22 protein-coding genes are annotated in these 19,395 nt (G+C 65.7%); 11 read left to right on the top strand and 11 right to left on the bottom strand.

Annotated features, from left to right (window positions below; genetic code table 11):
• The 6 genes from NA5_RS22655 to NA5_RS22635 all read left to right on the top strand — a co-directional run.
• Window positions 1-489: ABC transporter permease (locus NA5_RS22655; RefSeq protein WP_157110575.1), on the top strand; the 489-nt coding region annotated here is incomplete at its 5' end.
• Complete coding sequence (locus NA5_RS22650; RefSeq protein ID WP_062989245.1) at window positions 486-1,628, top strand: ABC transporter substrate-binding protein; 1,143 nt, start codon at window positions 486-488, stop codon at window positions 1,626-1,628. The genes NA5_RS22655 and NA5_RS22650, both read left to right, overlap by 4 nt.
• Complete coding sequence (locus NA5_RS22645; RefSeq protein ID WP_062989243.1) at window positions 1,629-2,936, top strand: aspartate aminotransferase family protein; 1,308 nt, start codon at window positions 1,629-1,631, stop codon at window positions 2,934-2,936. It begins immediately after the preceding gene.
• 126 nt (window positions 2,937-3,062) lie between these two features.
• A complete protein-coding gene (locus NA5_RS40545) occupies window positions 3,063-3,227 on the top strand; it encodes a hypothetical protein (RefSeq protein ID WP_174555259.1) in 165 nt (54 codons plus the stop codon).
• Between the two features lie 13 nt (window positions 3,228-3,240).
• Entirely contained in the window at window positions 3,241-3,615 is a 375-nt protein-coding gene (locus NA5_RS22640; protein WP_062989242.1) for an arsenate reductase family protein, read from the top strand.
• A 27-nt stretch (window positions 3,616-3,642) separates the two neighbouring features.
• Window positions 3,643-4,323 carry a TIGR00266 family protein gene (locus tag NA5_RS22635; RefSeq protein WP_062989240.1) on the top strand — a complete coding sequence of 227 codons (681 nt, stop codon included), beginning with the start codon at window positions 3,643-3,645 and terminating at the stop codon, window positions 4,321-4,323.
• Window positions 4,324-4,537: 214 nt separating this feature from the next.
• Here NA5_RS22635 and NA5_RS22630 read toward each other — a convergent pair whose 3' ends face one another.
• Window positions 4,538-5,047, bottom strand: a complete 510-nt coding sequence (locus NA5_RS22630; RefSeq protein WP_062989238.1) for an NUDIX hydrolase — start codon at window positions 5,045-5,047, stop codon at window positions 4,538-4,540.
• 76 nt (window positions 5,048-5,123) lie between these two features.
• Here NA5_RS22630 and NA5_RS22625 point away from each other — a divergent pair, with 76 nt between their 5' ends.
• Together NA5_RS22625 and NA5_RS22620 are read left to right on the top strand one after the other, a co-directional pair.
• Window positions 5,124-5,501: a nitroreductase family deazaflavin-dependent oxidoreductase gene (locus tag NA5_RS22625; protein ID WP_062989236.1), complete on the top strand. Its 378-nt coding sequence runs from the start codon at window positions 5,124-5,126 to the stop codon at window positions 5,499-5,501.
• Between the two features lie 115 nt (window positions 5,502-5,616).
• Window positions 5,617-5,961, top strand: coding sequence for a hypothetical protein (locus NA5_RS22620; protein WP_062989234.1), 345 nt, complete (start codon window positions 5,617-5,619; stop codon window positions 5,959-5,961).
• 87 nt (window positions 5,962-6,048) lie between these two features.
• Here the strand turns inward: NA5_RS22620 and NA5_RS22615 are convergent, their stop codons facing one another.
• From NA5_RS22615 to NA5_RS22605, 3 genes are all read right to left on the bottom strand, one after another.
• Window positions 6,049-6,699: a hypothetical protein gene (locus tag NA5_RS22615; protein ID WP_062989232.1), complete on the bottom strand. Its 651-nt coding sequence runs from the start codon at window positions 6,697-6,699 to the stop codon at window positions 6,049-6,051.
• Window positions 6,700-6,864: 165 nt separating this feature from the next.
• The gene (locus NA5_RS22610; protein WP_062989230.1) at window positions 6,865-7,305 is read right to left on the bottom strand and encodes a hypothetical protein; all 441 of its coding nucleotides are present in this window, start codon (window positions 7,303-7,305) and stop codon (window positions 6,865-6,867) included.
• A 46-nt stretch (window positions 7,306-7,351) separates the two neighbouring features.
• Window positions 7,352-7,795, bottom strand: a complete 444-nt coding sequence (locus tag NA5_RS22605; protein ID WP_062989228.1) for a pyridoxamine 5'-phosphate oxidase family protein — start codon at window positions 7,793-7,795, stop codon at window positions 7,352-7,354.
• 147 nt (window positions 7,796-7,942) lie between these two features.
• Here NA5_RS22605 and NA5_RS22600 point away from each other — a divergent pair, with 147 nt between their 5' ends.
• Window positions 7,943-8,341, top strand: a complete 399-nt coding sequence (locus NA5_RS22600; RefSeq protein ID WP_062989226.1) for an Rv0313 family protein — start codon at window positions 7,943-7,945, stop codon at window positions 8,339-8,341.
• A gap of 34 nt (window positions 8,342-8,375) precedes the next feature.
• Here the strand turns inward: NA5_RS22600 and NA5_RS22595 are convergent, their stop codons facing one another.
• The 4 genes from NA5_RS22595 to NA5_RS22580 all read right to left on the bottom strand — a co-directional run bounded on the left by NA5_RS22595 (window position 8,376) and on the right by NA5_RS22580 (window position 15,396).
• Entirely contained in the window at window positions 8,376-10,607 is a 2,232-nt protein-coding gene (locus NA5_RS22595; RefSeq protein WP_062989224.1) for a serine/threonine-protein kinase, read from the bottom strand.
• Window positions 10,608-10,822: 215 nt separating this feature from the next.
• Entirely contained in the window at window positions 10,823-11,446 is a 624-nt protein-coding gene (locus NA5_RS22590) for a hypothetical protein (protein WP_062989222.1), read from the bottom strand.
• A 153-nt stretch (window positions 11,447-11,599) separates the two neighbouring features.
• On the bottom strand, window positions 11,600-12,055 hold the full coding sequence (locus NA5_RS22585; RefSeq protein WP_062989220.1) for a nitroreductase family deazaflavin-dependent oxidoreductase: 456 nt from the start codon (window positions 12,053-12,055) through the stop codon (window positions 11,600-11,602).
• A gap of 56 nt (window positions 12,056-12,111) precedes the next feature.
• On the bottom strand, window positions 12,112-15,396 hold the full coding sequence (locus NA5_RS22580) for an ATP-binding protein (RefSeq protein WP_062989218.1): 3,285 nt from the start codon (window positions 15,394-15,396) through the stop codon (window positions 12,112-12,114).
• Window positions 15,397-15,452: 56 nt separating this feature from the next.
• Here NA5_RS22580 and NA5_RS22575 point away from each other — a divergent pair, with 56 nt between their 5' ends.
• Window positions 15,453-16,127, top strand: a complete 675-nt coding sequence (locus tag NA5_RS22575; protein WP_062989216.1) for a hemerythrin domain-containing protein — start codon at window positions 15,453-15,455, stop codon at window positions 16,125-16,127.
• A 53-nt stretch (window positions 16,128-16,180) separates the two neighbouring features.
• Here the strand turns inward: NA5_RS22575 and NA5_RS22570 are convergent, their stop codons facing one another.
• The 3 genes from NA5_RS22570 to NA5_RS22560 form a co-directional block, all read right to left on the bottom strand.
• Entirely contained in the window at window positions 16,181-16,831 is a 651-nt protein-coding gene (locus tag NA5_RS22570) for a slipin family protein (protein ID WP_062989214.1), read from the bottom strand.
• 302 nt (window positions 16,832-17,133) lie between these two features.
• Window positions 17,134-18,015 (bottom strand): membrane protein insertase YidC, encoded by an 882-nt coding sequence (gene yidC, locus NA5_RS22565; RefSeq protein WP_062989212.1) that lies wholly within the window; start codon window positions 18,013-18,015, stop codon window positions 17,134-17,136.
• Window positions 18,016-18,103: 88 nt separating this feature from the next.
• Window positions 18,104-18,403: a DUF6412 domain-containing protein gene (locus NA5_RS22560; RefSeq protein ID WP_062989210.1), complete on the bottom strand. Its 300-nt coding sequence runs from the start codon at window positions 18,401-18,403 to the stop codon at window positions 18,104-18,106.
• 168 nt (window positions 18,404-18,571) lie between these two features.
• Between NA5_RS22560 and NA5_RS22555 the strand changes: the two genes are divergently transcribed.
• A complete protein-coding gene (locus NA5_RS22555; RefSeq protein WP_084484349.1) occupies window positions 18,572-19,390 on the top strand; it encodes an AraC family transcriptional regulator in 819 nt (272 codons plus the stop codon).
• Window positions 19,391-19,395 lie beyond the last annotated feature (5 nt).

The raw sequence follows: 19,395 nt of genomic DNA, 5'->3' as shown, positions 1-19,395 counted from the left end.
GCCGTGCCGATCGTCGCCTTGGCGCCGCTGTTGAATTCGATGTATTCCACCACCACCGACACCCCGCGCCGCATGGTCGTGGCCATCGTCGTGTTCTTCCCGATGTTCGTCAGCACCGCCCGCGGCCTGCGTCAGGTGCCACAGGTGCACGCCGATCTGATGACCTCGTATGCGGCGGGCGGCTGGCAGGTCACCCGCACGGTGCGGCTGCCCGCGGCACTGCCCTACCTGTTCACCGGTCTGCGCATCGCGGCGCCGGGCGCGGTGATCGCGGCCGTGATCGCCGAATACTTCGGCGGTCTGCAGAACGGCCTCGGCAGCCGAATCACCTCCGCGGCGGCGAATACGGCCTATCCGCGGGCGTGGGCGTATGTGGTCGGCGCGATGATCGTCGGCCTGCTCTTCCTCGCCGTCGTCCTGATTTTCGAACAACTGACCCGCCGACCCCGGACCATCCTGATCCGCGACATCTTTGGGAGATCGAAATGAGAACTGCCACAGGGCGTTTACGCGCTTGTCTCGCGCTGGCGGCGTTGGCGGCGGCCGCGCTGACCGGCTGCAGCACCACCGACAACGGCTCCGGAACCACCGCGGACGGCCTGACCAAGGTCCGCCTGCAATTGCAGTGGTTCAAGCAGGGACAGTTCGCCGGTTATCTGGCCGCCGTGGACCAGGGCTTCTACAAGGAGCAGGGACTGTCGGTCGAAATCCTCGATGGCGGAACCGATATCGTGCCGCAGACGGTACTGGCCCAGGGGCAGGCCGATTACGCGATCGCCTGGGTACCCAAGGCGCTGGCATCCCGCGAGGCCGGGGCGGGTATCACCGATGTGGCGCAGGTGTTCCAGCGCTCGGGCACCAAACAGGTCTCGTTCAAGTCCGACAACATCACGGGCCCGGCCGCACTGCGCGGTAAGACCGTCGGAAACTGGGGCTACGGCAATGAATTCGAGCTGTTCGCGGGCATGACCAAGGCGGGCATCGACCCGTCGAGGGATGTCAAGCTGGTCCAGCAGCAGTTCGATATGAACGCCTTCCTCGCCAAGGACATCACGGCCGCCCAAGCCATGTCCTACAACGAATACGCCCAGCTGTTGGAGACGAAGAATCCCGCCACCGGAAAGCTCTACAGCGCAGATGATTTCGCCACCATCGACTGGAACGACGAGGGCGTGGCCATGCTGCAGGACGCGATCTGGGCGAATTCAGAGAAGCTGAAGGATGCGAAATACCAGGACCAGACCGTCAAATTCATCGCCGCCTCGCTGAAGGGCTGGGCGTTCTGCCGCGACAATGTCGACAAATGCCGCGATATCACCGTCGCCGCGGGCAGCACGCTCGGCGCCGGCCACCAGCAGTGGCAGATCAACGAGGTCAACAAGCTGATCTGGCCCTCGCCCAACGGTATCGGCATGATCGACAAGTCGGCATGGGATCGCACCGTGAAGATCGCCAAGGAGACCAAGAACCAGGAGGGAGTCACGGTGCTGAAGCAGGATCCCGATGCGGGCGCGTTCACCAACGAATACGTCACGAAGGCACTGGACCTACTGAAATCCGGTGGAATCGACGTCACCGGAACGGGATTCGCGCCACAGCAGGTGACACTGACCGAAGGCGGTAAATAGGTGGTCGATCACGTCTTCTATCCATGGAGCGCGCAGGCGAGCCTGAATCCGGTGCCGATCGTCGGTGCGTCGGGCTCGTGGTTCTGGGAGGAGAGCGGCAAACGGTACCTCGATTTCTCCTCCCAACTGGTGAATGTCAATATCGGCCACCAGCATCCGGATATTGTCGCGGCCATTATCGGTCAGGCACAGAAACTCGCGACCATCTCGCCGACCGTCGGCAACGAGGCGCGCAGCGAACTGGCCCGGTTGATCGTGGAACGCGCGCCGGGCGAGCTGAATCGGATTCTGTTCACCACCGGCGGTGCGGAGGCCGTCGAACATGCGGTGCGGCTGGCCCGCAGCTATACCGGCCGCACCAAGATGCTCGCCGCCTATCGCTCCTATCACGGCGGCACCGGCGTCGCGATCGGGCTCACCGGTGAGCCGCGACGCTGGGGCGCCGAGCCGACCAATGTCGACGTCGTCCGCTTCTTCGGGCCGTATCCCTACCGATCGCCCTGGGGTACGAGCACGCCCGAGGCAGAGACGACAGCGGCGCTGCAACATTTGCGTCAGGTCATCGAATTGGAAGGCCCGCAACACATTGCGGGTCTGATCCTGGAGACAGTGGTCGGCACCAACGGTGTGCTCGTGCCGCCGCCTGGCTATCTGGCCGGTGTCCGGGAACTGTGCGACGAATTCGGCATCGTCTACATTGCCGACGAGGTGATGGTCGGATTCGGCCGGGTCGGTGAGTGGTTCGCGGTCCAAGCCTTCGATGTCGCACCCGATATCATCACCTTCGCCAAGGGTGTGAACTCCGGCTATGTTCCGCTCGGCGGCGTACTGATGGCCGAACGGATCGCGCAACGCTACGACAATACGGTGTATCCCGGCGGACTCACCTATGCCGGACATCCACTCGCCTGTGCCGCGGGCATCGCCTCCATCAATGTCTTCGAACGCGACGGCATTCTCGACCATGTGCGGACCGTCGGCGCGGACGTACTCGGAAAAGGGTTGGCGGAGTTGGCTTCTCGGCATCCGAGCGTCGGCGAGGCGCGCGGGCTCGGCTTCTTCTGGGCACTGGAGTTGGTGCGCGATCCACACACTCGCGAGCCGCTGATCCCGTTCGCGGCCGCCGGTCCAGCCGCCGAACCGATGAACCGGGTCACCGCTGCCGCCAAGGAGCGCGGGCTGTGGCCGTTCAATGCGGGCAACCGCTTCCAGATCGCGCCGCCGCTGACCACCTCGGCCGACGAACTGCGCACAGGGCTGGAGATCGTCGACGAGGTGTTGGAGGTTGCCGACGAATACGTGGGCTGAATCGCCCGCCACCGGCGCGCGCCCGCCAGTGGCGACACGGGGTATCGGTGTCATCGCCGCCGTGGCCGTGCCCGTGTTGGTGTTCTCCACCAGCCGCGACGACTACTTCGGCGATGAGCTCTCGGCGTGAATGATGCCTTCCTGCATTGGGATTTCGAGCACGTCGAGCCAGTTGCCAAGGCGGACAGTCGAATCGGGTATCCGGGCAATACCCGGAACGTCACCGTGTGGAAGTGCACCGGCCTGCGCCACCCGTGGTCGCAGGTATGGCCGACCTGGATGCACCTGTAGGTACGCTGCGACCATGACATCTGGGCAAACCGAGATCTGGCACAACCCGCAGTGCAGCAAGAGCCGCACTGCCACCACGCACCTGGACGAGGCGGGCGTCGAGTACACGGTACGGCGCTACCTCGACGATCCGCCGACCGCCGCGGAATTGCGGACGGTGCTGCAGCGGTTGGGCGCCGAGCCGTGGGATATCACCCGCACCGGTGAACAGATCGCCAAGGACCTGGGCATATCCAGCTGGGGACGCACCGAGGCCGACCGCGAGCGCTGGATCGAGGCATTGGCGGCGAACCCGAAGCTGATTCAGCGGCCGATCGTGCTCACTCCCGACGGCGGTGCGGTCGTCGCGCGCGATGCGAAGACCCTGGAATCGCTGGACCCTTCGTAGCCGAAATAGCCGGTAGGGTCGGCATTTATGAAGGTACAACTGCGTCATAGTCCGGCCTCCGCGGTCGCGCGGTGCTTCCTGGCCGGCGGCGAGCCGATGCGGGTCGAGAGCGGCGCCATGGTCGCGCATTCGGCGGGAGTTTCGTTGCAGGCCAAGGCCGAAGGCGGCATTCTCGCCGGGCTGAAGCGTTCGGTGCTCGCGGGCGAATCATTCTTCGTCTCGACCTTCACCGCACCGCCGCAGGGCGGCTGGGTGGACGTGGCGCCAGCGCTGCCCGGCGACATGCTGAACCTGCAGATCACTCCCGATCGACCGTTCTTCATCAGCCGCGGCGGCTGGATCGCGAACTCGCACGGCGTGCAGGTGGAGGGCAAGTGGGGCGGCTTCGCGAATCTGTTCGGTGGCGAGGGCGGCTTCGGGCTGCGCGCGCACGGCGAGGGTGAGGTGGTCGTCGGTGTATTCGGCGCGATCGATGTGATCGATCTGCAGCCGGGTGAGCCGATCACCATCGATACCGGCCATGTGGTGGCCTATGACCTGGCCATGAACTTCACCATCCGGCGCGCGGTATCCGGGCGGTCCATCCAATCGCTGAAGTCGGGCGAGGGCTTCGTCTTCGACTTCACCGGACCCGGCCGGGTGCTGCTGCAGACCCGCAATCCGGGCGCCTTCGCCGCATGGGCGGGCTCGGCGGCGTCCTCGGGGTAGTCACCCGTTTTCACGACCCTCTTACCTGCTGGACACCTAGCCCGTGCAGAATGCAAATTTCATATCGGGTCCAGCAAGGGAATGTACATGGAGCTCCTCGAAGTCGTCGCGAACCTCTTCACCCAGGTCATGGGTGCTATGAGCGGTAGCGCCGCCTGACAGATCGCAGGCTGATCGGCCCATCAGGTCCTCGACCTGATGGGCCGATGGCCTTTCAGTCCAGTAGCTGGTCGGTGAGGATGCGGGTGTCCGGGACGAACGGCCAGGTCGGGTCGGCCAGATGTGCGCGCAGTTCGGCATCGGTCCACCACCAGCCGTCCACGATTTCCTCCGGCTGATGGCGGATGGGCCCGTCGTAGCGCAGCTCGTAGGCGAACAAATGACAGCGCATCGGTGCGCCAAGCCAGCTGCCGTCCCAGGACGCGCTGGCCCGCAGCGGCAGCGGTGCCGCATCGGCGGGCAGCACGATGCCGAGTTCCTCGGCGAGTTCCCGGACCGCGGTCTGAGCCGGAGTCTCGCCGGGATCGACGACACCACCGGCCAGGCAGTCGTGCATACCGGCGAAGACCATCTTGGTATCGGTGCGGCGGTGCACATAGACGCGTTCACCGTCGCCGGAGCGGACGAGTACGCCCGCACTGGCGTGCCAGCTGCCGTCGCGATAGACGGTGGCGCGGTCGGCCGCGCCGATTTCACGGCCCGCGGCGTCATAGACCGCGATCATCTCCGACTGAGGGTGCACGGACACCGGTCGAGGGTAACCTGATCTCCGCACGCCACCCTGAGAGAGGACCGCCCAGATGGTGCTTCCGCGCACACTGGCGAAATTGAACCGGCACGTGACAAACCCGATCCTCGGCCGGTTGGCCGGGAAAGTGCCCCCGATGAGCATGGTTGTCCACAAAGGACGAAAATCCGGGCGGCCCTACAGAACTCCGGTGTGGGCATTCGAATCCGAAGGTGTGTATCGGATCGCCCTCACCTACGGTCGTGACGTGGACTGGGTCAAGAACGTAACGGCCGCAGGAGGTTTCGAGCTCGAGACCAAGGGCACCGTGGTGCTGCTCATCGATCCGGTAGTAGTGCACGATGCGTCGGCGGCGTGGGCGCCGGTCGGTGTCCGGCAGGCGCTGAAGGTGCTGTCGGCGACGGATCACCTGCAGGCGCGTCCTGCATAGCAGTCCGCATTCCATGCTGAAACCCCTTGTCCGCATGGACAAAGGGGTTCAGCTCATGCGCGTTCGCGTATCGTGTGCTCACTGTTACCGATCGGAATAGTTGAGGAGAACCGATATGGGACGAAGTGTCCCTCGTTCGTTGACTGCCGCGATGTGTGTGGGATTGGGCGGTATCGGTGTGGTCGGCCTCGCGCCGACGGCCGCGGCCGCGCCCTCGATCTACGAACCGAGCATCACCCCGTGCAGTCACCTGTTCACGCCACCGCTCGCACCCGGCCGCCTGGGTGCAAGCACTTATTGGAGCCCGTTTGGCATCGCCGACATCGTCTGCTACGACGACGGTTTGTCGCCGGTGAGTTACTACCAGCGCGACCCGGCGGGGCAGTGGCACGCGATGAACCAACTGATCCCGGGCAACTACTTCATCAACATTTTCGGCTACGGTCACCTGCCCGCGTAGCGGCGAACACCACGCGGCCCGAGGACGACGGCATTTCGGTCGAGATGCCTTCTATGCCAACGGGAATGGTGACACCGCAGGTCGAGCCTACTTGCCGTCGGGGTGGCCGACGTCGACCAGGGCCGTGGTCCAGTCGGCGGCTATGGCGTTCTGGGCGTCGGTCAAGGCGACCTTGCCGGAACATACCAGCGCATGCAACCTGTTCTCGACGGCGTCTTTCGGATTGTTCGGCCCCGCGCCCGCCTTGTGATCGGGTGACGGTGGCTCCACCCACAGGTTGCGCGGATCGTTCGGGTCGCCGCCGAGCTCCAGCGACACCAAGTGGTCGTACTCGGCGTCGTGCAATGGGCCGGTATAGGCGTAGGACTTCGCGTCGGCGTCCTTTTCCCGGTTGGTGATATTGGCAGGCGGGCGGATCGAGGAGGTATATCCGCCCTTGCAGATGGTGTCGCCGAGGTTGTCCGCGGCCACCTTCGGATTGACCGCTCCCGGGGTGCACGCGGGATCGGGCAGTGGTTGCCCGTCGCCCGACTTGCGGTAGTGGCAGCTGCCCGGACCCGGTTGCGCCTGTACCGTGTACGTGCCGGAGGGGCCGGGACCGACCGGCACTTGCAAAGTCTGTCTCGCGGCAGGTGGTTGAATCACCGCCTGCGCAACGCTTTTCGAGCCCTCATGTGCGCAGCTGGCGACCGACAACGGTGCCAGTACCGAAACCAGCAGCGTTTTGCGAATATTCATGACTTACCTCTGCCCGAAACTTCATCCGTGTCCAATTGTGCGACACAGCAGGCATACCGCTGGCATGCGGCACGAAAACATCGCAGGCATAAATGATGTGGCTCCGAGCGGCGAGGCGGCGGCGAGTAGCCGCCCGTCCTTTCGCCGTCTGTTTTCGATCGGGAGTTATGACTCCTCGCAATGTGGACTTTCCAGTGTGTTCCGCGCGCGTTCCAGTACCTGTCGCGGCTCGAAGTGGTCGGCCTGCCACGAGTCGGTACCGATGCCCACCTTGCCGCGCCATGCCCGCACGATCTTGGCGTGCACCGGCCATCGCACGAATCGGCGCATGTCCGCTTCCGATTCCCACACCGTGATGGATCCGCCGCGTCGCGCGGCGGGCCTGCCCCACAGCCACAGTCCCACCGCGCCCTGCATGACCGGCCAGGTGTTCCCCAGCTCGAGCCCGATCTCGTAGATGCTGCGGACTTCCTCCTCGGACCGGGCCAGGAAGTCGGTCACGCTGACGAACACATGCCCGGAAATGTCCTGGCGTGGACCGGGTTTCCACGGCATGAGGACGATGCCGTCCGCGAACGGCTGTTCGGGAATCTCAATAATACGCACATGCGTATAGTACGCACACGCGTACTATTATGGAAAGAGCGCCGCCTCAGCCGTTGCCGTAGATGCGATCGGGGACGACGAGAACGACTGCGCGTCGCTCGGCAGCCATGACCCGGTCATATTCGTCCCAGTCGTCGTGGGTGCCACCCGCCGCGGTGAAAACCTCGCGCAGCAACTGCCGCATCCGTTCGGCGTCGATGTCCGGCATCGGGTCGTCGGGACCCACAATCCACACCGATCCCTCGACGGCCGCCCACGCCCACCCGACACGGACGACAACCGTCATGCGGGCCCGAACACGGAGATTGTCCAATTTGCGCGTACCACCGCGGATCACCATGCCCACCACGGGCTCGCCGGTCTGCGGGTGCGCCAACACACCTGCGTTGACGAGCGAGGACTGAACAGTGCCATCGGCCCGCGAGGTCGAGACGACGCAAAGGCCATGATCGCCAACGATGAGCCGAGCAAAGTCCGCCATATCGGTCACGGCCGAAGTCTATGGATCGAAGAGCGTCGACAACACCCACAGCCGATGTTCGCCGCGTCGGCCGTGAACATGGCCGGACGTGGCGAAGTCGAGATTGCGCGAGGACACTGAAGGCGTAGTACCGAATCCGACTCCAGGAGCAATGTGATGGCACCCGACCGGCCTTTCGGGTTCGATCCGGAAGAATTCGAACGTGCGTTGCGGGAGGCGGGGATCGAATTCCGTGACCTCCTCGGAAAGGCCAGCACGTACATCGATCGCACAAGCATGAATACGGTGGCGTCGCTGCTGGGTCAGTTCGTTCAGCCGGAGCGCACGCGGCCGCCGAAACCGGAGGGCGAGACCACCGGCGAGACCGGCAGTGGAGTGTGGGTCATCTACAGCATCGATGACGCCGGTGAGGCCAGGGTCGAGCAGGTTTTTCCGAGCGAGCTCGAGGCCTTGCGTGCGCATCGCGACAACACCGACACACGCCGTCGCGTGCGGTTCCTGCCTTACGGTGTCCCCGCAACCGTGCTGGACGCCCAAGTGCAGAGCTCTGATTGATCGCTGTACTGGTCACGGTGTATCGGCACGGTAGTCAGCGCTTGTGCTCCGGACTGCCGGACAGAGTGCGCTGGAATGCGCGCAGGTCATCCTCGAGTTTTCGATGCAGCCAATAGTTGCCGACGAAGCCGAAGACGCCAGCGATGGCGAGCCAGCGGATCGAATCGGTGACCAGCGCGACCTCTTCCGGTTTCAGGAACATCAGACTGTGGACGACGCCGATCAATGGAATCGATGCGGCGACTGCGAGGTAGCGGGTGCTGCGGCGGCTGAGGGCGCGCAGGTTGTCATGGTCCTCGGGGGTGGTGCCGTGTAGGAGAAGACGGGGGTAGATGACGCGGACGACGAACAGGGTGACGAGAAAGAACGGGTAGGCGACGGCGATGGCGCCGCAGACGAGCAGTGACGCGGCCAAGTGCACCACTTGGCCGAGGGACAGGTCGGTGTCGCTGTGCAGCGCCAGTGCGGTCACGATCCCGCTGACACTCCATCCGGCGAATGCGACCCAGGCGACTCGGTCACCGACCGACAGGGTGTCCCTTCGCGCCAGCGCCAGCATCTCAGGGGTGAACGTCCTGCCCTTTCTCAGTCCGCGCCACACCACCAGGAAGACCCTGCGGCACAGGTAGTTCGTCACGATCAGGACCAACAGGGGGACGATCAGCTCGAGTACCGGGTTGATGGCCCGCAGGGACTGTCGCTGGTCGTCCGGAATCCACGCCTCGATCAAGGGTCTGTTGTGCACGTTGCCGTACAGCACGCCGAGGAAGCCGCCGGTCGTGCTGGCCAGGGTGACGATCGCTGCCAGCGACCAGGGACCGACTTTCGAACGCAGACTGCTTCCCTGCGGGTCCACGAGATCGCGGGCGCGACGGTCCAGGCACAGTTCGAACTGCTGTGCCAGCTCGTCGCCGCTGCTCCAGCGGTTGTCCCGCTGTGGCGCAAGGCATTTCAACAACACGCGGCGCAGGGTCGGTGGGCAGTCCGGCGGCAGTTCGGACAGGTACCGTGGTTCGATGTCTTGCTGGCGCAGCTCCAGCATGCGTGCCAGCGAGGTTTCGGATTCGCCTGCCAGTGGTTCGTCGTCGAAGGGCCTGCGGCCGGTCAGCAGTTCCCACAGCATGACGCCGAGCGCATAGATATCGCTGCGCAGATCGAGATCTTCGGCGGTGGTCGGCAGCTCCGGATGGCAGGCGGCGAGTTGTTCGGGGGACATGTAGGCCAGTGACCCGCCGAAGTATGCCATCGGATTCGTCCCGGCCACGTGGTTGCTGAAGCTGACATTGAAGTCGGCGAGCTTCGGAACGCCTTCCGCGGTCAGCAGCACATTGGCGGGTTTGATATCGCGATGCAACACCCCGCTGCGCGCGGCATAGTCGAGTGCTTCGGCGAGTCGGCTGCCCAGCCACGCCACCGTTTCCGGCCAGGAATATCCGGTGATATCGCCACGGATACCGGTATCACTCGGGACGATGCCGCCCCGGTCCTGAATGGCGTTATCGACGGCGTCGAGCAGCAGGGCGCCGCTGCGCAGATCCGGTGACCGGGCGCGCACCAGCTTCAGCACCCCGAGCAGCGTGCCGCCCGGAAGGTACTGCATGTACATCAATTTGAGCTCGCCGTTCTCGATCAGCCGATGATCGAAGACCCGCACGATGTACTCGTGATCCAGCTGCGCCAGCGTCTCCGGCTCGGTGCCGCGGTTGTAGGAGATCTTCACCGCGACCAGCCGCTGCATCGACCGTTGCCGCGCCAGGAAAACCCGCGCGAAGGCGCCGCTGCCAACTGCGACGAGCAGGTCGAAATCGTCCACACTCGCACCGGCGCTGATGCCGTTGAGTGATTCCAGAGATCGCGGCGGGGCGATCAGCGTGCTGCGGTAGTTGATCTCGGACCCGGTCGGCGCGGTGGTAGGCACCTCGGTCGGCTGGGTGCCGAGATCCTGGTCGCGTCCGGACCGGCGCCGCACATGGAATTCCTCGTAGGCCAGATCGGGTGGCGTCGGCCCGGTGCGCAACTCGGCGTATTCGGCGCAGTACTGGGCGAGCCGCTTCGGATGGTCGTAGCGCAGCCACCGGTACTCCAGATCGACCTTGATCAGCTCGATCAGGCACATCCGCCGCAATCCCGGCGCATCCGGCAGATACTCCGCGAGGTCCGGCGGCGCACCGGTCTTATCCCAGGTGTCGGCGAACCGCCTGACAGCCGATGCCAGCACGGTGCGAGTTCGGTGGACGGCGTCCGACTCATCCGTCGTCGGTTCCAACTCCGCTCCGATCCTCCGATCATTCCAGAAGGCATCCCCGAGGTGCAGTCTGTCATGGCGGCGAGGCCGCGAACAGGGATTTCCTGCCGTGACAGCGCACGCGGCGGGTCTGGGTGTGCGGTATGTGTCGTGCCCGGCGCCCATGCCGACGGCGGCTCGAACGATGGCCACCGAAGGCAACGGCACCAGCTAGCCTCGCGTCGAATCCTCGACTTTCATTGGTTTACGACGCTCTTGGCGCCCACCATGCGCACCATGCTGAGGATCGGGACCCCGATCACCAAATGTTCGACCGCGGTGGAGATCCCCACCCAGAGGTGGCTCGACAGCGCGAGTGGAATGATCACCGCCGCGGCGGTGAGGATTCCGACGATCCAGCTGAAGAACAATTCCGGTGACGGAGTGCCCAGGCGCAGCAGATACCAGAGCACCCCGGCCAGCAGCGTGCAGATGAAGGCAACGGCCGCGAACCAGTACGCGTCCTGGGCCATCGGGTTCCACACCCCGAAATTGCCGCTCTCGGTCACCCGGGTGGCGATGATCTCGATAATCCAGGCGCACAGCCAGGCCGCGAGCGCGGTCACCACCGCCGCCGCGAACACACCACCAACGAACATGCCGATATTGACGTCCGGTCCCTGCTGTGGCCGAGACTGCCGGTCCGGATAATCGGACTGCTGATATGTGCCGTATCCGTGGTCTCCGCCGTATCCGTGATCCTGGCTATACGCGGGGTCACGGTAGTTCCCCGGCTGATAACCGGCTTCGTAATGCGCAGTGTGCTGGTCGCGCGGATCCCTGGGGTTCAACCGCCGATCACCTCCGTCGAGAGCATCCATGTGCGTCGAGTGTAGGGTGGCCGCGAACAGGCCGCTGCTCGCTTGTCGATTCCGGCGCTCGATTGCGTCGATTCGACCCGATCGGAAGACACACGGACGCTTGACGATTCGTCATGTCGCAGCTTGTGTGTGCCGGTGGGTGAGCGACGGTTATCAGATCGGTTGGGCCTCGATCTCATCGGCGAGCGGTGCCAAGGTGACCAAAGGAATTGTTCGGGTCGTCATTTTTTGATAGTCGGCGTAGCCGGGGTGGGCTGCGATGACGTCGGGCCAGAGTTCGTCCCGCTCGGTCGCTGACAGGATGCGAGCGGTCATCGGCCGGTTCGGGCCATGCTCGAGTGAAACCTGGACTTCGGGGTTCGCGCGCAGGTTGTGCAGCCATGCCGGGTTGGTGGGAGCACCGCCGCGGGACGCGACGATGATGATCGCGTCGCCGTCGATGATCGGTGCGGTGAGGACGACGGTGTGTGGTCGGCCGGATTTGCGGCCGATGGTGGTCAGCATGAGCGTCGGCATGCCTTTGAAGGTTGTGCCGAAGATGCCGCCGCTGAGCTTTATCACCGTGCGGTGGATGGTGTTCAAGGTCTTGAGCTGTCGGTCGGTCGGCATGGCGGCGCTCCTTCTGCTGGCTGAGGCGTGATCTGCTACCCAGCTTCCTGGCGCGACTAGTAGTCGACTTGTAAACCGATGCGGTTGTGCACGGTGGTGATCCACTCTCGGCATCCGCAGCGGCGGGCGAGGCGTGCCGCGGTGGTGTAGTGCTCGGCCGCCTGGTCGGGTTTGCCGAGCATCGCCGCGAGGTCCCCGAGTACGGTGTCCACCGGTCCCGCGGCGTGCGCGCCGGTGTCCGCGCCGGCGATCTGACCGGTATAGGTGCGCAGCTGCTGGTACACCTGCGCTGCTTCGGCGCGTTGTTCGAGAGCCGCGACGGCCATGCCGCGCACGGTGAGGAACAGCGAGCGAAAGAAGTCGGTACGCAGCGGGCGGCGAGCCTGCGTCGCCGCTCGCGCGCCGCGCCGGTCACCGGTTGCCAGCAGCGCCAACGCAAGCGGGTCGACGACGAGGTCGTTGCCCGAAGTTCCGAGTTGGTCGAACATTTCGGTCAACAGCGGTGCGAATTCGCCGATCTGGCCTTGCGTGAGACGGATGGTGAAGAGGGCGATCAGCAGGTTGCCGTCCGAATCGAAGACTTTGTGGCGCGTGAAGAATTCGTGGGCCTGCTGATAATGCTGTTCCGCCGCTTCGAGATTCCCCGTCAGATGGGCCATCATCGCGCGGCCCATGGTGTTCGCGGCTTGGGCCTGACGCCACTGATAGCGGTCGGCCAGCAGCGTCGCGGCCGCGAGTTCGGCATTCGCGCGGTCTATGTCGCCGCGGGCTGCGGCAACTTGGAATGCGGCATTACGTCCGATCAGCGCGAAGGCGGGAAGATCGTTGTCCTCGCCGAGACGGATCAACTCGGTGGCGAGCCGTTCACGATCGGCGAGCGGAATTGATGTGTCGTACACAGAGGTTCGCGCCTGCAATGCCAGCCCGAGCAGTCCAGGATCGCTCAGTCCACGTGCCAGCGCTTCGGCTTCCTCGGCCGCCTCGCGCGCTCGTTCGTGCAGCTCGCCGCCGATCTCGCGGACGAGCGCGACGAGGAGCCGACAGCGTGCCTGCGTTGTCAGCCCGGGAGTCCGCAGCGCCTCCTCGATGGCGGCAACCGCGCGCTGGTCGACGGACCCGTATGCGCGGTTGAGCCAGGGCGTCGGCGTGTCCCACGCGGTGAGCGCCTCGACCAGCAATTCAGGCGTATCGGCCACCGACACCGCGCGGTCGCGCGCATCGCGAGCCGGTAGTCCGGCGCCGGCGGCGAGGTGGCTCCTGCTCATACGCGAAAGCGCGGCGACCCGCTCGGCTGTCGTGTCCGCGCCGGTGATCCGTTCGAGCGCGATGACGGCGCGACCGTAGCTTTCGGCCGCGACATCGTGGGCGAATCGGCGTTCGGCCTGTTCACCCGCCGCGCGAGCGTAGTCGGCGGCCCGCCGTGCCGTCGCAACGGTGAGCGCCTCCCCGAAATGGTGTGCTAGCGCGGACAGGTCGTCCGGGCGGGCCCGCTCGATCGACTCGGCGATGCGCAGATGCCAGCGGCGTCGCCGTATGCGGGGCAGGTCGCCGAGCAAGGTGTCGCGGACGAGCGCGTGTGTGAAGCGAGCGTGGTCGGGACCTGGTTCCTCGAGGAGTCCGGCGAGCACGCCCGCCTCCACGGCATCGAGGACCTCGTCCTCGTCGATTTCGGCCGCGCCGATCAGCACCTCGATGTCGAATGCACGCCCGATCACCGCGGCGAGGCGCAGCACCGACACGCTGACCTCGGGTAGCCGTGCAAAGCGTCGGCGCAGCACGTCGCGGACACCTTCCGGTACCTCCGAAGTCGCCACCAGCGCGCCCTCACTGGCGAGTAGACGAGCGCTTTCGGTGAGGTAGAAGGGATTTCCGTCGGTGCGTTCGGTCAGTGCCTCGATCGTCGCCCGATCGGGATCCTGTCCCGATACCGACCGGATGAGAACCGCCGCATCGTCGAAACCCAGGCCGCGCAGGCGTATCCGCGCCGTGGTCGCGGTGGCGAGCGAGGCGAGCGCGTCTTCGAGAGGCATCCCGATCTCGTCGGGACGGTAGGTGATCACGATCAGGATCGCGGCCGATTTCGCCACGCTGCCGAGCAGGGTGACCGTCTCGGAGTCGCCACGGTGCAGGTCGTCGAGAAATACCGCGAGCGGTTGCTGCCGTGCCGACTCGTCCAGGTACGCACCGACCGCGCGATGCAGCAGGAATCGCCCGACTGCGGCATCGGTGCCGAATTCGCGGTGCCGATCGGCGAGCAACGGCTCCAGCGGTTCGGCGTATCGGCCGGGATCCACTGTGCTCGCGAGCTCGCGCAGCGCCTCCACCCAGGCCCACGCCGGTGGTGCGCCGTCCTCCTCGGGACAGCGGCCGGTGACCACGCGCCAGCCGCCCGCAGCCAGCTCGGCCCGAAACCGCTGCAGCAAGAGAGATTTGCCGCTGCCAGCCTCCCCGATCACGGCCGCGACACGAGGTGCGCCGCCCGCCCGCGCGGCCCGCCGCAGCTCATCGAGTTCCCTTGTCCGGCCGACGAATTCGCTCTGCACCGCAGAGGGCTCGGCGGTCGGCGACGGAAACGAAACCGGTGCGGGTTGCTCGACGGGGATGCGTTGCGCCAGCAAATCGGCCTCGAGTTGGACCAGAGCAGGGCCTGGGTCGATGCCGAGCTGGTCCGCGAGTACGTCGCGGGCGGCACGCAGTGCGGCGAGCGCGTCGGCTTGTCGCCCCGCATGGAACCGCGCCAGCGCCGAAATACGCCACGCCTCCTCGCGCAGCGGATGCGTACTCGTCAACGCATCCGCTTCCGCGGCCGCGGCGGTGTGATCACCCAATTCGACCAGTGTCGCGGCCAGTCGCTCGCGCGCGGCCAGGCGTAGTTCCTCGAGTCGGTTCGCTTCGGGCTGTGCCCACGATTCGTCGCTGAACTCGGCGAATGCCGGGCCGTGCCATCGGCTGAGCGCCTGTTCGAGATTGCGTCGTCGTCCTGCGGGATCCGTTGGCGCGCTGCGTAGTTCGGCCTCGAACTGCCAGGCGTCCACCGCCTCCGGGGAAAGCCGCAAGGCGTATCCCGGCGCCTGGCTCACCAATACGGTAGCCGGCGAGCGCGGCAGCCGATCCGGCTCGAGGAGCTTGCGCAAGTGCGAAATGTAGGCCTGCAACGCGCCGAGTGCGCGCGGCGGCGGCTCCCCGCGCCAGAGATCGTCGATCAGCCGGTCGATCGGCACGACCGCACCGCGGGCCACCACCAGGAGGGCGAGCACGCCGCGCTGGCGTGGGCCGCCCAGATCGACGCTGCCGCGCTCGGTCTTCGCGGCCAGCGAGCCGAGCACCTGAATCCGCACCATGACCGGCCAAGTCTATTGCAAGTGCGCTACAAGCGGATCGACACACAGTGAGGACCATGAACACCGCGACCCGGACCACCGAATGCCCCGATACCACTGACATGGTGCTCGTACACCGCGCCTTCCGCCGCCATTTCGACGCGCTGCCCGGCCTCGTCGGCGGTGTCGCCGATGGTGACACCGCCCGCGCGCGCCGCATCGTCGAGTTCCTCACCGAACTCGATACCGGCCTGCATCACCACCACTCCGCCGAGGACGAGCTGATGTGGCCACTGCTGCTCGACCGGGCGAAGACCGATGGCGCACTGATTCTGCGGATGGAGGAACAGCATGAGCGAATCGCCGAACTGATGGCCCGCGCGGATCGGCAGGCCGAGGAATTCGCGGCCACGGCGCATACCGAGGTGCGCGAGCATCTCGCCGTCACGCTGACATCGCTCGCCGCCGCTCTCGACCAGCATATGGCCGAGGAGGAGGCAATCATCCTGCCGCTCGCCGAACGTGTCATGACCGCCCGCGAATGGGCGGCGCTCGGCGAACGGGGACGCGCCGCCGTGCCGAAGGACCGGCAATTGGTATTCCTTGGCTTCATCCTGCAGGGGGTACCGCACGCCGAACGCCGCAAGTTTCTCGCCGACATGCCGTTCGCCGCCAGACTCGCCTGGCGCTTGCTCGGCCGCCGCGCCTTCGCCAAGGAGTACCGCTCGATCTATGGGACAGATCCCGAATAGATCTTCGCGCAGAGCGCTGAAACCCCTTGTCCGCGTGGACAAGGGGTTTCAGCTCATGCGCGTTCTCGTGGGTCGAGCACTACCTGCGTGCCCGGGGCGGTCGCGACCTGCAGAGTGCGCAGCCGCAGCAGTGCCGGGTGTTCCTCGAGCAGCCGCGCGGTATTGGCCAGCGACCGTAGCGCCGCGGCTTCCGCGCGGGCCCGTTCGAGCTCGGCCCGGCCGCGTTCCTTGGCGAGCACGGTTTCCAGTGCGGCCCTGCGCAGTTCGCCGGGCAGCATCAGGTCGCGGGCGTTCAGTGTGTCGACGCGGATGCCGAGACCCGCTACAGCCGTGGCGATTTCGGCCATATCGCCGACGAGCAGCGTGCGGTCGGTGATGAGTTCGTCGAGGGAATGGCTGGCGACTGCCCGGCGTGCGGCGTCCTGCACCGCCGCGTACAGCACGCTTTCCGGGTACTGCGCACCGGTGGTGAATGCCTCGGGATCGGTGACCTGCCAGTTCAGTGCGTAGCTGACCCGCAGCGACAGCCCATCGCGGGTGAGCAGTTCCTGACCGCTGACATTCAGCAGTCGGGGCCGCATGTCGACGACGATCAGCGTGCAGCGCTTGGCGTCGAAGCGGTGGCGTCCGGGTTCGAGCACTCGCTCGAGTGTGCCGTCGCGGTACAGCAGCGTGCGCTGCCACTCCATGACCGTCGTGTACATGTTTCACTCCTCCCGTGCCTGTGTCGTTGGCTGCCTTGTGGTTTCGGATGTCACCCGGTTCCGGTCACGGGGTCGCGGCGGGGGCGTCCCGCGGCAGTAGCCGCGGAGCCCGCAGAGCCGTTTGCCGTATCCGGCCGGAACCGGGTGCCATCGCGTCGGGAATCGAACCCATCCAGGCTTGGAGCCCTTCACCAGGTGCGAGACCGAGCCCGACACGGGGAACGCGGCTGCGGAGATTCCGCTGCGCCCCTTGACTCGACCTGGAACCACCATAGAGTTCGCGGCTGGCGTGCGCGAATGATTTACCGTCGCTTCGGTTTCACGCCGGGTTTGGGGGCGGCGTCGGCCCGGGCAGCGGCGACACGCCTTGCCTCGGTTGCTGTTTCGACATCGAGGCGGCGGTAGACGAAATGCTGTTGCGCGAGGGTCCAGGCATTGTTCGTGACGAAGTACAGCAGGATCGCCACCGGCAGTAATGCGCCGCCGAGAACCGCGGTCGCCGGGAAGACCCACAGGCTGAGTGTGCGCATGAAGGGCAATTGCGTCGTCGTCCCGGTCTGCCGATCCAGTGCCGCGCGCGCCGTGAAATGCGTTGCGACCGCGGCGATCAGCATGAGCGGCAGCGCGACGAGCGCCACGGTCGAGAGCAGTTCGCCCGCCCCGGCCAGCGTTGCCGACAGCGGTGCCCCGAACAGTTCGGCATGCAGGAAGGACTGCACATCGCCCGGGCCGAACAGATAATTCGCGGTCGCGGCATTCTGTTCGGCCGTCATAGGCGCGGTGCGCCCTAACGGCAGGTAATCGAAGGTCCCGGTGCGGTCGAACGAACGCAGCACATGGAACAGTCCGACGAACACGAAGACCTGGGCGATCATCGGAATCAGGCTGGCGAAGAGATTGACGCCGTTGTCCTTGTACAACTGCTGCATTTCGGTATTCCTGCGAACCGGATCGTCTTTGTACTTCTGCCGTAGGGCTTTGACGCGCGGTTGCAGTCGCTGCATCACCGCTTGGGCGCGCGCCTGTTTCAGGAATGGCAGCAATAGCGCGGCGCGGAGAGTGATCACGAGAAATATGACCGCGACCACCCACGCGAGTCCGCTCGCGGGGCCGAGGACGGCGGCAAAGGCGGTGTGCCACAACCAGAGAATGGCGGATACCGGGTAATAGATGAAGTCGAGCATGAGAGCACCTCACTGTGCAAACGTGCGTACACGCACGTCGATGGGAATGGTCAACCGAATCGCCTGGAAACCAGGCGGCGAGTGATCGCTAGGCGGTGACCGATCCGGGTGCTCGAGGGCGCGGACGTCCGGCGGTATCCGGATTGCTCTGCCGCAGGAAGGAACCCCGGCGGCGCCGCTGCGCCGAGGGCGGCGGACCCGAGTGGGCCAGCGCGATCGGCAGATGTTGTGTGCTCTGCAGCGCGAGCAGCGTCAAGGTCAGCGACGCCGCGATGACACCGAAAACGGCCAGTGCCGCCGGTTCATTCGACGGTGCCGCGACCAGGGCGAGGGCGGGTACGACGAGTGCGAAGACCGCAATCGCCAGCAGATGTACCCGCGAGAACATGCCAAGAGCATACCGATGACGGCACCCGATTGCCGGACACCATCGCTCGTCCCTTGATCACCGAGTTCCTCGATCGCGTCACTGTTACCCTGACAGCGGCCGTGCGGCCGGGATAGTCTCCGTGAGGGATCCGATTCGGGATTCGCAGTCACCCGGGAGCATCCGATGATGAAGGCTCTGGTTACCGACGGGGCATCCACCTCGCCCCGTTCCGTGCACTATGTCTCCGGGTCGCCCGGTGAATTGCCTTGGGAGGGAACGGCATTGCTGCGCGCGGGCGTACTCGCCTTCGGCGGAAGCATCGGCCCCACCGCATTGCACGCCCATCACGCCGTCCGGGTGGTCTCCGCGACTACGCCGGTGGTTGTGGTGGATGCGAGCGGGATTCGGCATCGCGGGACACATGTCATCGTGCCCGCCGACGCACCGCATCGCATTGCCACCGGCGCAGAGCGCGGTACTGCGATCTACCTCGATCCGGAATCCGTCGCGGGCGCGGCCGCCGACCGCAGAGCCCACACCTACGGGTGGGCCGACTGCGAACATTCCCTGCCCATCGATCCGGAGCGGGAACCACTCGCCGAACTGGTCGCCGAGGTCGTCGACGATCTCGAACGCGACAATTCGCACAACATCGAGGACGAGCGTCACGACGCGGTGACCGAGGTGCTGCGCTTGCTGCCGTCCATCGTCGGCGACGGACCGATCCGCGGCGCGGATGTCGCGCGCCGGGTCGGCATTTCGGCGACCCGACTGACCCATCTGTTCACCGAGCAGGTCGGAATTCCGTTGCGGCCCTATATTCTCTGGCTCCGACTACATGTGGCGATCACCCGCGTCCGCTCCGGCGACGATCTCACCGCCGCCGCCCACGCCGCCGGTTTCGCCGATAGTTCCCACCTGACCCGCACCTGCCGCCGCACCTTCGGACTGCCACCCTCGGCGCTGAATCGCCGCGTCGATTGGGATCTCGGCGACGCACCCTAGCTCCA

The organism is Nocardia anaemiae NBRC 100462, assembly GCF_001612725.1.
GTDB lineage: Bacteria > Actinomycetota > Actinomycetes > Mycobacteriales > Mycobacteriaceae > Nocardia > Nocardia anaemiae.
Note: the sequence above shows the minus strand (reverse complement) of the source record. Positions and strands in the feature narration are given on the sequence as shown.

Excerpts from the sequence above, each read along its gene's own strand:
- NA5_RS22625 (WP_062989236.1), top strand. The coding sequence starts at position 5,124 with ATGGTGCTTCCGCGCACACTGGCGAAATTGAACCGGCACGTGACAAAC.
- NA5_RS22635 (WP_062989240.1), top strand. The coding sequence starts at position 3,643 with ATGAAGGTACAACTGCGTCATAGTCCGGCCTCCGCGGTCGCGCGGTGC.
- NA5_RS22570 (WP_062989214.1), bottom strand. The coding sequence starts at position 16,831 with ATGTACACGACGGTCATGGAGTGGCAGCGCACGCTGCTGTACCGCGAC.
- NA5_RS22640 (WP_062989242.1), top strand. The coding sequence starts at position 3,241 with ATGACATCTGGGCAAACCGAGATCTGGCACAACCCGCAGTGCAGCAAG.
- NA5_RS22555 (WP_084484349.1), top strand. The coding sequence starts at position 18,572 with ATGAAGGCTCTGGTTACCGACGGGGCATCCACCTCGCCCCGTTCCGTG.
- NA5_RS22585 (WP_062989220.1), bottom strand. The coding sequence starts at position 12,055 with ATGCCGACCGACCGACAGCTCAAGACCTTGAACACCATCCACCGCACG.
- NA5_RS22615 (WP_062989232.1), bottom strand. The coding sequence starts at position 6,699 with ATGAATATTCGCAAAACGCTGCTGGTTTCGGTACTGGCACCGTTGTCG.
- NA5_RS22620 (WP_062989234.1), top strand. The coding sequence starts at position 5,617 with ATGGGACGAAGTGTCCCTCGTTCGTTGACTGCCGCGATGTGTGTGGGA.
- NA5_RS22575 (WP_062989216.1), top strand. The coding sequence starts at position 15,453 with ATGAACACCGCGACCCGGACCACCGAATGCCCCGATACCACTGACATG.
- NA5_RS22590 (WP_062989222.1), bottom strand. The coding sequence starts at position 11,446 with ATGGATGCTCTCGACGGAGGTGATCGGCGGTTGAACCCCAGGGATCCG.
- NA5_RS22600 (WP_062989226.1), top strand. The coding sequence starts at position 7,943 with ATGGCACCCGACCGGCCTTTCGGGTTCGATCCGGAAGAATTCGAACGT.
- yidC (WP_062989212.1), bottom strand. The coding sequence starts at position 18,015 with ATGCTCGACTTCATCTATTACCCGGTATCCGCCATTCTCTGGTTGTGG.
- NA5_RS22560 (WP_062989210.1), bottom strand. The coding sequence starts at position 18,403 with ATGTTCTCGCGGGTACATCTGCTGGCGATTGCGGTCTTCGCACTCGTC.
- NA5_RS22650 (WP_062989245.1), top strand. The coding sequence starts at position 486 with ATGAGAACTGCCACAGGGCGTTTACGCGCTTGTCTCGCGCTGGCGGCG.
- NA5_RS22580 (WP_062989218.1), bottom strand. The coding sequence starts at position 15,396 with ATGGTGCGGATTCAGGTGCTCGGCTCGCTGGCCGCGAAGACCGAGCGC.
- NA5_RS22630 (WP_062989238.1), bottom strand. The coding sequence starts at position 5,047 with ATGATCGCGGTCTATGACGCCGCGGGCCGTGAAATCGGCGCGGCCGAC.